Below are 15,056 nucleotides of genomic sequence, written 5' to 3' on the forward strand. Positions count from 1 at the left end.
TCCTTTCTGAACAAGTTTCGCCTTAAACTTCCTCTTCGTAAGTCAAGCCTAGTTCTTCTGCAATTTTTGCATAACCTTCTTTTTCAAGACGAATCGCAAGTTCTGGACCACCTGATAGAACCACGCGTCCTTCCATCATAATGTGAACCACATCTGGTGTAATGTAGTTTAACAACCGTTGGTAGTGGGTAATAATCATGGCACCAAAGCCTTCTCCACGCATGGCATTTACCCCTTTTGAAACCACTTTAAGGGCGTCGATGTCAAGACCTGAGTCGATTTCATCAAGAAGAGCAAAGGTTGGCTCTAACATCAAGAGTTGTAGAATTTCATTGCGTTTTTTCTCACCACCAGAGAAGCCTTCATTGAGGTAGCGCTCTGCCATTTCTTCTTTCATGTTGAGCAATTCCATTTTCTCATCGAGTTTGGTAATGAAATCACGGACAGAAATTTTCTCATCCTCTTCTTTTCCAGCATTCATGGCTGCACGTAGAAATTCTGCATTGGTAATGCCTGGGATTTCACTTGGGTATTGCATAGCAAGAAAGAGCCCCATACGAGCACGCTCATCAACTTCTAACTCCAAGACATTCACGCCATCAAGTAAGACCTCTCCTTGAGTGACTTCGTAGTTAGGATTTCCCATGATGGCTGCTGAAAGGGTGGATTTCCCTGTTCCATTTGGTCCCATAATGGCTGCAACTTCCCCTGTTTTCAAGGTCAAGTTAACCCCTTTTAAAATTTCTTTTCCCTCGATTGCCACATGCAAATCTTTGATTTCTAATACTGACATAGGTACCTCCATTTAGTTTTTATCTGATTTATTATACCAAAAAAGAGCCTGATTGGCTCCTTCTTTGTTTAGAAACATTCTTATTTTCTTGATTTCCGTTTTTCCTTCCTCTTCATGAGATATTCTTGACGTACATCACTGTTTCCAATAAAACGCAAGATATTCAGAATGGGTGTTCGATTTTCACCAAAAATTCCAATTAGTTCACTGAGAATTTCCACTCCAAATAGCAGAGCAAATAAGAGCAAGACCCCACCTACCCTGCTTGATACATTTAATAGCAGAGAAGTTAGAGAAAAAATAAAGGATATGGCATAAATGACTAAGACAGTCCCCCGATGCGTCAATCCAAGCGACAAGAGACGGTGGTGCAAGTGCATGCGGTCTGCTTCATAGATTTTTTGACCGGACAAGGTTCTTCGAATAATCGCCACCACCGTATCCGTAATGGGAACTCCTAAAATAATCATAGGAGTCACCACAGCAACTGCTGTCGAATTCTTCAGGCCCTGCAAAGACAGAACTCCAATCATAAATCCGATAAATAACGCCCCTGTATCCCCTACGTAAATAATTGCTGGATTGTAATTATAGGGAAGAAAGCCAGCTATTGCAGCAACCAAGACAAAGACTGTTAGGGTCAAGTAAATATTGCTATCATGTAGGAAAAAATAGGAAACAATCCCCATGGTCGTCAGGGAAATAATCGACACCCCAGACACCAGTCCATCCAAACCGTCAATCAGATTGACCGCATTGGTAATCGCTACAATCCAGAGAATCGTTAGAAAAAAAGCAAGCCAGGTCGGAAAATGCAACATCGGCCCACCAAAGGGAATTTTAAAATTATCAAAATGAAAATCCGTAAAGAACCAAATAATCATTGCTGCAAGAAGCATCCCCGTTAATTTGGGCAGAGGACGCAGTTCCTTAATATCATCAAGTAGACCTGTCGCAATGATGATACCGCCAGCAATGATAACTGGGAGTATATACTCCAAATAGGTCCCTCGAGGTTGCACATACGTCACGATAGGGGCCAAAAAACAGGTTGTTCCTAATAAAAAAGCGATAAAAATCGCTAGCCCCCCTGCAGTTGGCATCGGCACCTTGTTGATACGACGAGCATTGGGATTATCCACTGCACCAATCCGAAATGCTAAGAAGCGGACCAGAGGTGTTGCAATAATTGATACAATCATAGTCGAAATAACGACAATGATATACTTCAAAGCAAATGGAATCATGCTAAGTTCACCTTCCCAAGCTCATCAATAGCACCAACTGGAAGCAGGAGAACCCCATGCTCTTGCAGGACAGCACGTGAGATTGACGTATCATCTGCATGCTCCAGCATTCGTGACAAGATATAGTCTGGGTAGCGTGTTGAACGATTTTCAATATTGATCAAAACTGTCATATAGTAGCGTTCATTCATCTTGTACAATTCTGATTCTTCAACTGTAAAATCAACAAGGGACACAAACTGAACAGCCTCCTGAAGACTTGCAAAATCAAGAATGTAATAGATATAATTGCGAACTTCTACGTCCTCTTCGTCATCAAATTCCGTTTCCTCTACCTGCTCCAAATGTTGAACTGCTCGATTATCCCCTACGCTCTTTTCACGAATCGTTTTCTCAAGTGTCTTCAAAAATTCATCTGGTGTCATTTGTGACAGCTCATCTAAATCGGCCATATCCGCAAAATCATCAAAATTCAATTGCTGATCAATATCTGATTTCGTTACAAAAATATCCACCTTATCTGGTTTTGGCGTCACACGAAAACTCAGCATCCCACTTTCACGGAAGGTTACTGGTAATTCTAGTTCATCTAGCACGGCATAGAAAAATTCTTCTGTTTTTTCCTGTGGTACTAGAAAATCCGCCAATTCCATTCCACGCTCTTCCAAATCTTCCATCTTTATTGTGATTTTCAAGGTGGAATCACTAATTTGTTTCATCTTCATCTCATTACCTCATACTCTTCCAAGCTCTATCGAACAATACATTCGAACATACCATATTTCATCCATTATACAAAAAAATAGATTCTTTTACAAAAGAAAAGAGAGAGGAGCTCTCCCAGAACGTAGACAAACCCTACTAGAGATAGAAAAATTTTTATTTTTGGGGTTAACTACCATACAACAGAAATTCTTAGAAATGCTGATATAGCTGTATTGTTAAGAGTTTTTTTATTTCTCAAGTAAAAGAAAAAAGATTGAAGAAAATTGTCCAAAATGGACTTTTTCTTCAATCTGAGAGAGAGGACCTCTCCTTTCGTTATCGTAACCTGTTGGTTTATTGAACAATTTCGAATCTCCTACTCCTAAAATAAGAAGTTGTAACGAACTATATTTCCTAAAAAATAAGCGTGATGAGATAGTAAATCACTAAAATTGTTCCTAGAGCGATGCGATACTTTCCAAAAAAGGTAAAGTCATGTTTTTTTACATAGTCTGTCAAGAAACGAATCACTACAAGCGAGATGAGAAAGGCTGTTACCATCGCTACTAATAGTAACATCCATTGTCCAGCTGTCACACTTAAACCTTTCACAAGCAGTTTAATCACCTTTAAAAAGCTGGCACCAAACATGATTGGAATCCCTAAGAAAAAGGTGAATTCTGTTGCTACCGCACGACTCGTACCTAAAAGAATACCACCAATGATTGTTGCCCCTGATCGACTGGTCCCCGGAATCAAAGCAAGGACCTGGAACAAGCCAATCGAAAGCGCTGTCGCATACGACATCTTCGCTAAAGAAGTTACATTTGGTTGACGGTTTTGCTGTCTTTTTTCGACATAGATAAAGGCTACACCATATACAATCAGCATCATGGCAACGACGATAAAGTTGTGTAAGTGATCGTCTAACCAATCATCAAATAAAAACCCTACAACTACAGCTGGAAAAGCTGCAATCGCCACTTTTGCCCATAATTGCCATGTCAGCCGAATCTGACGATCTGTCTTTCCAGCTTGAAAGGGATTCAGACGGTCAAAATAAAGAACCATAACTGCTAATATTGCCCCCAGCTGAATGACAACATTAAACATGGACGTAAAATCTGCACTGACATTTTTAAAGGAAATAAACTCCTGTATCAAAATCAAATGCCCTGTACTTGATATCGGCAACCATTCGGTTACACCCTCTATAATCCCAAAGAAAATCGCTTTTATAATCTCAACAAACATGTCTGACTCCTTTACATTTCTTTCTCATTATATCACAAATCAGAATGGAACCGCTAAATTTTCAATTAGTTTGCAATTTGTCAGAATTTTTTATACAATATAACTACTTTTGAAAAAGGAGAGATTATGAAAAAACGATTGTTACTTCTATTTGCACTACTTTTCGGTACTTTCTTTATCCGTACTGGTGTAAGCGCAGATGAATACTTACGTGTCGGAATGGAAGCGGCCTACGCACCATTCAACTGGACACAAGAAACAGATGACAACGGAGCTGTTCCCATTGAAGGAACCACTCAATTCGCGAATGGTTATGATGTTCAAGTTGCCAAAAAAATCGCGGACAAAATGGACAAAAAGGTACTGGTCGTCAAAACAAAATGGGAAGGGCTAGTGCCAGCACTTACTTCTGGAAAAATCGATATGATTATCGCAGGAATGAGCCCAACAGAGGAACGCAAAAAAGAAATCGCCTTTTCTTCCAGTTACTATACCTCTATTCCTACACTCGTTGTCCGTTCAGATAGTAAATGGGCAGACGCAACTAGTCTTGCTGAGTTTGCAGGTGCTAAAATCACAGCTCAACAAGGTGTCTATCTTTATAACTTAATTGATCAAATAAACGGCGTTGACAAGCAAACTGCTATAGGAGATTTTTCTCAAATTCGTCAAGCACTCGAAGCTGGAATCATTGATGCCTATGTTTCAGAAAGACCAGAAGCTCGGACCGCCCAAGAAGCAAATCCTGCTTTTAAAATGGTTGAACTGACAACTGGCTTTGAGACACAGGCAGAAGATGTGACCATTGCTGTTGGAATGCGGAAAGACGATGCCCGTATCGCACAGGTCAACCAAGTTTTAGAAGCCTTTACTGAAAAAGAGCAACTCGCACTCATGGATGATATGATTGAAAATCAGCCAGTTGAAAAAAGCGAGACAACTGAAAAGCCCTCTTTCTTTGCCCAAGTATGGAATATCCTTGTGAACAACTGGCCACAATTACTCCGTGGAACAGGCATGACCTTACTCATTTCGATTTTGGGAACAATTATCGGTACTGCAATTGGCTTACTCATCGGAGTTTTCCGTACTGCTCCACAAGCAACAAATAAAGGACTTGCTTTGCTCCAAAAAGCCCTTGCCATTCTCATCAATATCTACATTGAAATCTTCCGTGGCACACCGATGATTGTACAATCCATGGTCATCTACTACGGAACCGCTCAAGCATTTGGTTTGAATCTCGACCGAACTCTGGCTGCCATTTTCATCGTATCTATCAATACAGGTGCTTACATGAGTGAGATTGTTCGTGGAGGAATCTTTGCCGTCGATAAAGGACAATTTGAAGCTGCTACAGCTCTTGGCTTTACCCATAACCAAACCATGCGTAAAATTGTCTTACCACAAGTCATTCGCAACATCTTACCTGCTACCGGTAATGAGTTCGTCATCAACATCAAGGATACTTCTGTATTGAACGTTATCTCAGTGGTAGAACTCTACTTCTCTGGAAATACTGTCGCAACGCAGACTTATCAATACTTCCAGACCTTTACTGTTATCGCTATTATCTACTTTATCTTGACTTTTACAGTTACTCGAATTCTACGCTTAATTGAAAAACGCTTTGACACAGATACCTACACAACTGGTGCTAATCAAATGCAAACGGAGGTGCTTCATGACTAATACGATTTTAGAAATCAATCATCTAAAAAAGGCATTTGGCCAAAATGTAGTGCTACGAGACATTTCAATGACAGTAAAAAAAGGAGAGGTCATCTCCATCATCGGCTCTTCTGGATCTGGAAAATCGACCTTTTTACGGTCAATTAATCTGTTAGAAACGCCTAGTGAAGGGGAAATCCTCTACCATGGACAAAATGTTTTGGAAAAAGGCTATGATTTGACAAGTTACCGTGAAAAGCTTGGGATGGTCTTTCAATCCTTTAATCTGTTTAACAACTTGAATGTCCTAGAAAACGCTATTGTCGCCCAAACAACAGTCTTAAAACGTAGCCGTGCAGAGGCAGAAACCATTGCCAAAGAAAATCTAAATAAGGTCGGAATGACAGAGCAATACTGGACTGCCAAGCCAAGCCAGTTATCTGGTGGTCAAAAGCAGCGGGTCGCCATCGCACGGGCTCTTTCTGTCAATCCAGAAGTTATCCTCTTTGATGAGCCAACTTCTGCCCTTGACCCTGAAATGGTTGGAGAAGTTTTAAAAACAATGCAAGACCTAGCTAAATCAGGATTAACCATGATTATCGTAACCCATGAAATGGAATTTGCCCGTGACGTTTCAGACCGTGTCATTTTTATGGATAAGGGAGTAATTGCTGAAGAAGGGACTCCTCAACAAATCTTTGAAAATCCTCAGGAAGTAAGGACACAAGAATTCTTACAACGCTTCCGTGGGCATACTCTATAAAATAAAAATCAACTAGGCTTCCTAGTTGATTTTTTTATACGAAGTAAAAGAGGAGCTTAAACCTCCTCTTTTTGGTACCCAAAATTAGTTCTCAAATTTTTTATGGTTTTTATCATAAAAATCAATAAGTCCCAAAGCGGTAGCAAATGAAATATTATCAATTTTTGCACGACCTTGTGCAAGAGCGATAACTGACATTTCACGTGCATTTGTCTCTTTACTAATGCGGTACCCAGTAATCTTCTTTTCGCGTACCCAACCGACAACTGCGGCCACTTTTTCATAACTAGTCATGAGAAACCCCTTTCTTTATTATTCGTTCACTTCAGTCTATTATATATAGCCTGATTTGTCAAGTAAAAAGTGCTATAAATAGGGATTATTTTGCTTTTAGGGCAGATAATATCTGAGTTCGGATGTCTTCCATCCCCTCAGGACTAGCTGGTAAGAAAATAGTACTATTTCCTGTATGTGAAAAGTTATTAAGGGTATCAAGATATTGGTTGGTCAAGAGGATGGACATAATCTGCTCTTCTGTTAATCCAATATCTGATTCTTTTAATTCCTTGATAGAATCTGCTAGACCATCTACAATGGCTTTTCGTTGTTGGGCAATCCCCACACCGTGAAGACGATCTTTTTCAGCTTCTGCTTCTGCTGCTGTGACAATTTTAATCTTGTCTGCTTCTGCCAATTCCTGAGCAGCGGCACGTTTTCGTTGCGCAGCATTAATTTCATTCATAGACTGCTTCACTTCTGCATCAGGCTCTACCTTGGTAATCAAGGTTTTTACGATAATATAACCATAAGTAGACATTTCTTCTGCTACTTGTTTTTGTACTTCAAGGGCGATTTCATCCTTTTTCTCAAACAGCTCGTCCAAGGTTAGCTTAGGGACAGAGGAGCGAAGAGCGTCTTCAATATACGACTTAATTTGCGCTTCTGGTCGAATCAACTTGTAGTAGGCATCGGTAACATTGTTTTCATTAACCCGGTACTGAGTGGCCACATTCATGGTCACAAAAACATTGTCTTGGGTCTTGGTTTCCACGACAATCTCACTTTGCAACAAGCGCAGTTGAATCCGAGCTGCAATATGGTCAATCCCAAACGGCAAGCGGAGATGAATCCCACTATTACTCAATTTTTGGTATTTCCCAAAACGTTCGATAATCACAACCGATTGCTGTCGGACAACATAGAGTGAGCTGAGGACAACTACTCCAACCAACAAAACAAGTAACACAAATACGATGCTAATAATACTAATCATCATAGAGCACCCTCCTTTTCTTTGTAGGATATTATACTCCTTTATTTGAGACTTATCAAGTAAAATGACGAAATTTCCTCAAACTATTTTACCACTTACACAAGAAGATTATATAAGGTTTCATTGCCGCGAAGATTGATAAAGGATGGATCAAACTTTTCCATGCGTTCAATCAATCCCGCATAATCATGCTTGTCACCTAAAGCCACCCCAATCAAGACCGGACCTGTTCCCTTGCTAGCACGCTTGATGTATTCAAAACGCGTAATATCATCATTTGGTCCCAAGATGTCTGTTACAAATTCTCGCAAAGCTCCGGGACGTTGAGGGAAATTGACAACGAAATAATGTTTGATTCCGTCATAAATCAGCGCCCGCTCTTCCATTTCTGGCATGCGGTTGATGTCGTTGTTCCCACCTGAGATAATACAGCAAACGGTCTTTCCTTTGATATACTCGCTTAAAACATCTAGGGCTGCAATACTAGCTGCACCTGCTGGTTCTGCCACAATTCCTTGTTTCGAATACAAATCAATTAAGGTTTCAGAAATCAAGCCTTCATCCACACCGATCAGATTTTCAACATGTCGGCGTGTCGCTTCGTAGGTTAATTGACCTACTTTTTGTACGGCAATACCGTCTGCAAATTTATCAATTTCCTTGAGCTTTACAGGACCCCCTGCTTCAAAGGCAGCCTTCATACTCCGAGCTCCTTCAGCTTCTACCCCGATGACTTCAATGGCTGGACTAGTTTCCTTGATATAGGTAGCAACTCCTGCAATTAAACCACCTCCGCCAACTGGTACTAAAACCGTATCAAAATCAATGGATTCACGCTCTGCTTCTTCCATGATTTCATAACCTACCGTACCTTGACCGGCCTGCACATGGATATCATCAAAAGGTGCAATGAAGGTCCGATTTTCACGCTCCGTAAAGTCCTGCGCTGCTTTAGCTGAAGCATCAAACGTATCTCCGACCAACTTGATCTCCACCATCTCACCACCAAAGAAACGAACTTGACCAATTTTTTGTTGAGGTGTGGTAATCGGCATAAAAATCGTTGCAGGAATTCCTAACTCATTACAGGTAAAGGCAACTCCTTGGGCATGATTTCCCGCACTGGCACAGACCACACCACGCTTACGCTCCTCTTCTTTCAGTTGCGAAATAGCGTAGTAGGCCCCACGAATTTTGAAAGAACGAACACGCTGGGCATTCTCTTTTTTGAGATAGATTTTCGCTCCATATTTTTCTGACAAATACGGGTCATAATCAAGTGGGGTATACACCACCACATCCTTTAATACCTTATGAGCACGTACAATGTCCTTAGCTGTTAACATAGTTTCTCCGTTTCTCCTTATCCATCCGTGAAAAAAGTGAGGAGCTGAGCATCTTGCTAGCCCCTTCCCTCACTTACTTTCTATCCTCATCAGATTATTGGGTATTTATAGTGGATTGAGAAAGGAATAGGACAAGGCAAGGAGCTGCAGATAGAACTGGCGTTCATCACAGCGACTTAACGATGTCCTAACCTTTATTCAATTCACTATATATCCTATCTGACTTGACCAAGCTCCATCTCAATTATAGATTTTGAAGGCATCGTCATCATTTTTACCAACAAATGGCATTGCTTTACGCAATTCAGCACCTACTTTTTCAATTTCAAGCTCCGCTGCTGCCTTGCGGTATTCTTCCATACGTGGACGACCTGCCTTATAGTCTTCAACAAAGTCATTGGCAAATTTACCTGATTGAATGTCTGCAAGAACAGCCTTCATGTTTTCTTTCACTTGGTCTGTAATCACACGTGGTCCTGATACATAATCCCCAAATTCTGCCGTATTTGAAATAGACTGGCGCATTTTCTTGAAACCACCTTCGTAAATCAAGTCTACAATCAATTTCATTTCATGCAATACTTCAAAATAGGCTAATTCTGGTGCATAACCTGCTTCTGTCAAGACTTCAAAACCTGCTTCCATCAAGGCAGTTAAGCCACCACAGAGAACAGCTTGCTCACCAAACAAGTCTTCTTCTGTTTCTTCCTTGAAGGTTGTTTCTAAAAGTCCAACACGGGCTGAACCAACACCTTTTGCCCAATCCATCGCAATGTGCTTGGCGTTACCCGTTGCATCTTGATAAACGGCATAGAGAGCTGGCACACCAAAACCTTCTTCAAAGGTACGACGCACCAAGTGACCTGGACCTTTCGGAGCACACATGAAAACATCAACATCTGCAGGAACTTTGATAAAGCCAAAATGAATGTTAAAGCCATGAGCAAAACCAAGGGCATTTCCTGCTTCCAAGTTTGGTGCCACTTCTTCTGCATACAAATCTGCTTGAATTTCATCTGGAGCAAGAATCATGATGACATCTGCTTGTTTTGCAGCTTCTGCTACCTCAAAGGTTTCAAAACCATCTTCTTTTGCCTTGTCAAATGACTTACCCGCACGAACACCAATAATAACATCATGCCCTGTATCACGCAAATTTTGCGCATGGGCATGTCCTTGCGAACCATATCCAATAACGGCGATTTTTTTGCCATCAAGTGCTGCTACTGTTACATCTTTTTCATATTGCATTTCTACTGCCATAATCTGTTCTCTCTTTTCTAGTTTATTTTCATTAAATTTACTATTTTTGGATATTTTCTTAACTGTACGAACGCAAGCAAACTTCTCCAAAGTCAGAGGTCAATTGCTCCTGTTCCAATTTCAGAGAGTATTAATCTCTACTAAATCCTGTCGCTCCTGTGCGAGCGATATTTTTAATTCCGTAAGGTTGAATGACTCTAAGAAGCGCTTCAATCTTATCTCCATCACCCGTCATCTGAATGGTAATCGAATGAGGGGCTACATCAACGACACTTGCTCGGAAAGGCTGAATAATGGCTAAAATTTCTGCTCTCTTAGCAGGCGGTGCTACTATTTTAACAAGAAGCACTTCACGTTCCAAGTGGGGAATATCCGTAATATCCCTGACACGCACTACGTCAATTAAGCGATTGAGTTGCTTGATGATTTGCTCGACTTCATCCATGGTCTTGACATCAATAATGACCGTCACCCTAGAAATTTCTGCTACTTCAGTTGGTCCCACTGAGATGGATTCAATATTAATCTGTCTACGAGATAGGACTCCTGTAAAGCGGTTCAATACCCCAGATGAATTTCTCAACTTTGCTGTTAGCATTCTACGCATGGAACTTCACCCCCAACATTTCTGCATTACTCTTGCCTGCTGGAACCATTGGTTGCACATGTTCTTTATTAGAAATATGAACTTCTAGTAAGAGCGGTCTATCTTCTTTTAGCACTTGTAAATCTTCAGCTAAAGTCGCTGGATCTGTACAACTTTCATAGCGAATGCCATAGGCTTCTGCTAATAAACGGAAATTCGGCTCTGCGTCAAAGACGGATTGACTGCGGCGTTCTTCATAGAAGGATTCTTGCCATTGACGCACCATCCCAAGCGAATGATTATTGAGCAGCACCACCTTAATAGGAACTCGGTAACCATTCAAAATGGCTAATTCTTGGTTGGTCATTTGGAAACCACCATCTCCAACGAAGAGAATGACTTCTCGCTCTGGATTGGCCAATTTTGCACCAATAGCTGCTGGAATCCCAAATCCCATCGTACCCATACCACCAGAAGTAATCAGCTGTCTCGCATGTTTGTAAGGATAAAACTGAGCGGCCCACATTTGGTGTTGACCCACGTCCGTTACGATAATCGCATCGCCATTCGTCATTTCACCAATCAGCTCAACAACCTTTTGTGGCTTAATGTGGTTCGAATCCTCATCGTAGCCAAAGGGTGCCTTGCGCTTATTTTCCAAGGTCAGATTGGTCCATTCTTCATGGTCAGTTTCTACGGTTTCAAGAGCTAGTAGAGCTTCAAGCGTTGCTTTGGCATCCCCTACAACTGGAATATGCGTTTTCACTACTTTTCCAATTTCTGCTGGGTCAATATCAATATGTGCCACTGTCGAATGGACTGCAAAAGTGCTTGGATTACCAGTCAAGCGGTCATCAAATCGTGCCCCGATATTGATAATGTAATCTGCATCGGTCAAGGCCATGTTTGACGCATAAGAACCATGCATCCCTCCCATTCCTAATGATAATTCATGCCGAATCGGAATGGTTCCCAGACCAAGAAGAGTTGAGACAACTGGAATGCGGTAGCGCTCCGCAAAGGCTACCAATTCTTTCGTAGCATTAGCATAATTCACTCCACCACCTGCAAGAATGATAGGTTTTTTGGAAATGGAGAGTTGCTGTAAAATCTTCTTCACTTGCAAGCCATTTGGTTGAACTGTCGGCTGATAACTTGGTAATTGAACCGTATCATCATAGTAGAAATCAACCACAGCTTCTTGAATATCTTTTGGAATATCAATGACTACTGGACCTGGACGGCCTGTTGTCGCGATATGAACTGCTTCGGTAATCACACGGGGAATCTCTGCTGCATCCCGCACCTGATAATTATACTTGGTGATCGGCATGGTAATACCAATGATATCTGCCTCCTGAAAGGCATCCTTACCGATCCCTCGAGTAGCGACCTGCCCCGTAAAAACTAGTATCGGCACGCTATCTCCCATCGCATCGGCTATTCCAGTAATGGCATTGGTTGCCCCTGGACCACTCGTAACGAGAGCAACGCCAATTTTTCCCGTTGACTTGGCGTAACCTTCTGCTTCATGGGTTGCCCCTTGCTCGTGGCGTGCCAGCACATGCTGAATACCATTAAAGCGATAAATCTCATCATAGAGTGGCAATACTGCTCCACCTGGATAACCAAAAATGGTGTCAACACCCAATTTTTTCAAGGTATCCAATATCAGATACGACCCCGAACGTACTTCATCTAATTGAACTTGGTTCAACTCTCCTCCTCCTCTCGTCTCTAGTATCTTCTATAGTATCACGCTCAACCATAAAATACTAGATAAATTTTAGTTATGTACTATCATATCACAATGAAAAATAAAGTCAATATAATTTTCTGAAAATTCCCAATTTTATTCATTTTTCGAAACCACTAGTCCCTGATATAATTATTTGAATATTCAGAAATTACTAATTCTTTAATCTTCCATGCAATAAAACACAAATTTATGCTATAATGTAAAGAAACTATTATAGAAAGAAAAGGAAGAGCCAATGACTGATAACGAGAAATTACAAGAGTTAAGACACCGTAGTTCTGTCTATGATTCCATGGTTAAATCACCAAACCGTGCCATGTTGCGCGCTACAGGGATGCAAGATAAAGATTTTGAAAAACCAATCATCGGAGTGATTTCAACTTGGGCAGAAAATACACCATGTAATATCCACCTGCACGACTTTGGAAAAATTGTCAAAACAGGAATTAAAGATGCGGGTGCTTGGCCAGTCCAATACGGAACCATTACTGTTGCAGACGGGATTGCCATGGGAACTCCTGGAATGCGTTTTTCTCTCCCATCCCGTGATATTATTGCTGACTCTATCGAAGCAGCTATGGGAGGGCACAACGTTGATGCCTTCGTAGCAATTGGGGGCTGTGATAAAAATATGCCTGGCTCTATGATTGCCATTGCCAACATGGACATTCCTGCTATTTTTGCTTACGGCGGAACGATTGCACCAGGCAATTTGGACGGCAAAGACATTGACCTTGTCTCTGTTTTTGAAGGAATTGGAAAATGGAATCACGGTGATATGACCGCCGAAGAAGTGCGCCGCCTTGAATGTAATGCCTGCCCAGGACCTGGTGGATGTGGCGGAATGTACACAGCTAATACCATGGCCTCTGCTATCGAAGTTCTTGGAATGAGCTTGCCAGGTTCTTCATCACATCCAGCTGAATCAACAGAAAAGAAGGCAGATATTGAGGAAGCAGGTCGCGCAGTTGTCAATATGCTAAAACTGGGATTAAAACCGTCTGATATCTTAACACGAGAAGCCTTTGAAGATGCGATTACCGTCACCATGGCACTCGGTGGCTCAACCAATGCCACTCTTCACCTCCTTGCCATTGCTCACGCAGCCAATGTTGAACTAACCTTGGAAGATTTTAATGATTTCCAAGAAAAAGTACCACATTTGGCTGACCTGAAACCATCTGGAAAATATGTTTTCCAAGATCTTTACGAAGTCGGTGGCGTTCCTGCGGTCATGAAATACTTGCTGAAACATGGCTTCCTACATGGAGATCGAATCACCTGTACTGGTAAAACTGTTGCCGAAAATCTCGAAGCCTTCGATGATTTGACACCGGGTCAACAGGTCATCATGCCACTGGAGAATCCTAAACGCGCAGATGGTCCACTGATTATCTTGAAAGGGAATCTAGCACCTGATGGTGCAGTAGCCAAGGTATCAGGAGTGAAAGTCCGCCGTCATGTCGGTCCTGCTAAAGTATTTGATTCTGAAGAAGAAGCGATTGAAGCCGTATTATCCGACGAAATTGTAGACGGGGACGTTGTCGTTGTGCGTTTTGTTGGACCAAAGGGTGGTCCTGGCATGCCAGAAATGCTCTCCCTATCTTCTATGATTGTTGGAAAAGGGCAAGGGGATAAGGTCGCTCTCATTACAGACGGTCGCTTCTCAGGTGGCACTTACGGCCTTGTTGTCGGTCACGTTGCACCTGAAGCTCAAGTTGGTGGTCCAATTGCTTACCTCCGCACAGGCGATATCGTAACAGTTGACCAAGATACCAAAGAAATCACAATGGCTGTATCTGAGGAAGAAATCGAACGCCGAAAAGCAGAAACAACACTCCCACCACTCTACTCGCGTGGCGTACTTGGGAAATATGCCCATATCGTATCATCTGCTTCTAAAGGAGCCGTTACAGACTTCTGGAAAACCGAAGAAACAGGGCAAAAATAAGCAAAAAAACCAGTCATTTCACTGACTGGTTTTTGAGAAAGGATAATATGAACTACAAGGTTGAACTGACTCGCTTTAAAGTTAAGGAAGGAAAATCTGCAGTCGTTGATGAATGGATGAACTTTCTAAATAGTCACATGGAAGAGACCCTACTGACTCTTGAAAATGAGAAAATGTATGTCGAAACAATTTTTAGAGAAACTCTAGGCGGGCAAGAATACCTCTACTGGTATGCTGTCCAAGGTCTAGGTGGTATTGATGTCGAAGATTCTGAATCTGAAATTGACAAGAAACATCTGGAATACTGGGAAGAATGTATCGATAGCAGCTTTGGCTTCAAGGATTTAGATACACAGGTCGTCATGATTCCAAAACCAATTATCGAAACCATGGAAAAGCTAGAGGCTGATTTAGGCTCTTTGTCAACTGTAGTGGGTAGATGTCA

General features: G+C 41.6%; 13 protein-coding genes and 1 pseudogene. 4 read left to right on the top strand and 10 right to left on the bottom strand.

What is annotated here, in order from left to right:
• Positions 1-22 precede the first annotated feature (22 nt).
• The 4 genes from sufC to A4H00_RS01605 all read right to left on the bottom strand — a co-directional run bounded on the left by sufC (position 23) and on the right by A4H00_RS01605 (position 3,999).
• On the bottom strand, positions 23-793 hold the full coding sequence (gene sufC / locus A4H00_RS01590) for a Fe-S cluster assembly ATPase SufC (protein WP_067086477.1): 771 nt from the start codon (positions 791-793) through the stop codon (positions 23-25).
• An 80-nt stretch (positions 794-873) separates the two neighbouring features.
• Entirely contained in the window at positions 874-2,040 is a 1,167-nt protein-coding gene (locus A4H00_RS01595; RefSeq protein ID WP_067086480.1) for a glycosyltransferase family 4 protein, read from the bottom strand.
• Positions 2,037-2,765 (bottom strand): adaptor protein MecA, encoded by a 729-nt coding sequence (gene mecA / locus A4H00_RS01600; protein ID WP_067086483.1) that lies wholly within the window; start codon positions 2,763-2,765, stop codon positions 2,037-2,039. The genes A4H00_RS01595 and mecA overlap by 4 nt, the downstream gene beginning before the upstream one ends.
• A 394-nt stretch (positions 2,766-3,159) precedes the next feature.
• Positions 3,160-3,999 carry an undecaprenyl-diphosphate phosphatase gene (locus tag A4H00_RS01605; protein WP_067086486.1) on the bottom strand — a complete coding sequence of 280 codons (840 nt, stop codon included), beginning with the start codon at positions 3,997-3,999 and terminating at the stop codon, positions 3,160-3,162.
• Between the two features lie 126 nt (positions 4,000-4,125).
• Between A4H00_RS01605 and A4H00_RS01610 the strand changes: the two genes are divergently transcribed.
• Positions 4,126-5,691, top strand: coding sequence for an ABC transporter substrate-binding protein/permease (locus tag A4H00_RS01610; RefSeq protein WP_067086488.1), 1,566 nt, complete (start codon positions 4,126-4,128; stop codon positions 5,689-5,691).
• Positions 5,684-6,433, top strand: a complete 750-nt coding sequence (locus A4H00_RS01615; RefSeq protein WP_067086491.1) for an amino acid ABC transporter ATP-binding protein — start codon at positions 5,684-5,686, stop codon at positions 6,431-6,433. Before A4H00_RS01610 ends, A4H00_RS01615 begins: the two co-directional genes overlap by 8 nt.
• Positions 6,434-6,517: 84 nt before the next feature.
• Here A4H00_RS01615 and A4H00_RS01620 read toward each other — a convergent pair whose 3' ends face one another.
• The 6 genes from A4H00_RS01620 to A4H00_RS01645 all read right to left on the bottom strand — a co-directional run bounded on the left by A4H00_RS01620 (position 6,518) and on the right by A4H00_RS01645 (position 12,618).
• A complete protein-coding gene (locus tag A4H00_RS01620; RefSeq protein ID WP_009910800.1) occupies positions 6,518-6,727 on the bottom strand; it encodes a capsule biosynthesis transcriptional regulator in 210 nt (69 codons plus the stop codon).
• An 85-nt stretch (positions 6,728-6,812) separates the two neighbouring features.
• Positions 6,813-7,706 (bottom strand): SPFH domain-containing protein, encoded by an 894-nt coding sequence (locus A4H00_RS01625; protein ID WP_067091370.1) that lies wholly within the window; start codon positions 7,704-7,706, stop codon positions 6,813-6,815.
• Between the two features lie 95 nt (positions 7,707-7,801).
• Positions 7,802-9,052, bottom strand: a complete 1,251-nt coding sequence (gene ilvA / locus A4H00_RS01630) for a threonine ammonia-lyase IlvA (RefSeq protein WP_067086494.1) — start codon at positions 9,050-9,052, stop codon at positions 7,802-7,804.
• 240 nt (positions 9,053-9,292) lie between these two features.
• A complete protein-coding gene (gene ilvC / locus A4H00_RS01635; RefSeq protein ID WP_067086497.1) occupies positions 9,293-10,315 on the bottom strand; it encodes a ketol-acid reductoisomerase in 1,023 nt (340 codons plus the stop codon).
• Between the two features lie 130 nt (positions 10,316-10,445).
• Complete coding sequence (gene ilvN, locus A4H00_RS01640) at positions 10,446-10,922, bottom strand: acetolactate synthase small subunit (protein WP_067086499.1); 477 nt, start codon at positions 10,920-10,922, stop codon at positions 10,446-10,448.
• Positions 10,915-12,618, bottom strand: a complete 1,704-nt coding sequence (locus tag A4H00_RS01645) for an acetolactate synthase large subunit (RefSeq protein WP_067086502.1) — start codon at positions 12,616-12,618, stop codon at positions 10,915-10,917. The genes ilvN and A4H00_RS01645 overlap by 8 nt, the downstream gene beginning before the upstream one ends.
• A gap of 277 nt (positions 12,619-12,895) precedes the next feature.
• Between A4H00_RS01645 and ilvD the strand changes: the two genes are divergently transcribed.
• Positions 12,896-14,611 (top strand): dihydroxy-acid dehydratase, encoded by a 1,716-nt coding sequence (gene ilvD / locus A4H00_RS01650; protein WP_067086505.1) that lies wholly within the window; start codon positions 12,896-12,898, stop codon positions 14,609-14,611.
• A gap of 47 nt (positions 14,612-14,658) precedes the next feature.
• Positions 14,659-15,015: pseudogene (locus tag A4H00_RS01655) on the top strand (DUF6176 family protein); the annotation flags it as partial.
• Between the last annotated feature and the right edge of the window lie 41 nt (positions 15,016-15,056).

The organism is Streptococcus marmotae (assembly GCF_001623565.1).
GTDB lineage: Bacteria > Bacillota > Bacilli > Lactobacillales > Streptococcaceae > Streptococcus > Streptococcus marmotae.

Bases quoted from the DNA above. Each gene is read 5' to 3' on its own strand.
- sufC (WP_067086477.1), bottom strand. From the start codon at position 793: ATGTCAGTATTAGAAATCAAAGATTTGCATGTGGCAATCGAGGGAAAA.
- A4H00_RS01595 (WP_067086480.1), bottom strand. From the start codon at position 2,040: ATGATTCCATTTGCTTTGAAGTATATCATTGTCGTTATTTCGACTATG.
- mecA (WP_067086483.1), bottom strand. From the start codon at position 2,765: ATGAAGATGAAACAAATTAGTGATTCCACCTTGAAAATCACAATAAAG.
- A4H00_RS01605 (WP_067086486.1), bottom strand. From the start codon at position 3,999: ATGTTTGTTGAGATTATAAAAGCGATTTTCTTTGGGATTATAGAGGGT.
- A4H00_RS01610 (WP_067086488.1), top strand. From the start codon at position 4,126: ATGAAAAAACGATTGTTACTTCTATTTGCACTACTTTTCGGTACTTTC.
- A4H00_RS01615 (WP_067086491.1), top strand. From the start codon at position 5,684: ATGACTAATACGATTTTAGAAATCAATCATCTAAAAAAGGCATTTGGC.
- A4H00_RS01620 (WP_009910800.1), bottom strand. From the start codon at position 6,727: ATGACTAGTTATGAAAAAGTGGCCGCAGTTGTCGGTTGGGTACGCGAA.
- A4H00_RS01625 (WP_067091370.1), bottom strand. From the start codon at position 7,706: ATGATTAGTATTATTAGCATCGTATTTGTGTTACTTGTTTTGTTGGTT.
- ilvA (WP_067086494.1), bottom strand. From the start codon at position 9,052: ATGTTAACAGCTAAGGACATTGTACGTGCTCATAAGGTATTAAAGGAT.
- ilvC (WP_067086497.1), bottom strand. From the start codon at position 10,315: ATGGCAGTAGAAATGCAATATGAAAAAGATGTAACAGTAGCAGCACTT.
- ilvN (WP_067086499.1), bottom strand. From the start codon at position 10,922: ATGCGTAGAATGCTAACAGCAAAGTTGAGAAATTCATCTGGGGTATTG.
- ilvD (WP_067086505.1), top strand. From the start codon at position 12,896: ATGACTGATAACGAGAAATTACAAGAGTTAAGACACCGTAGTTCTGTC.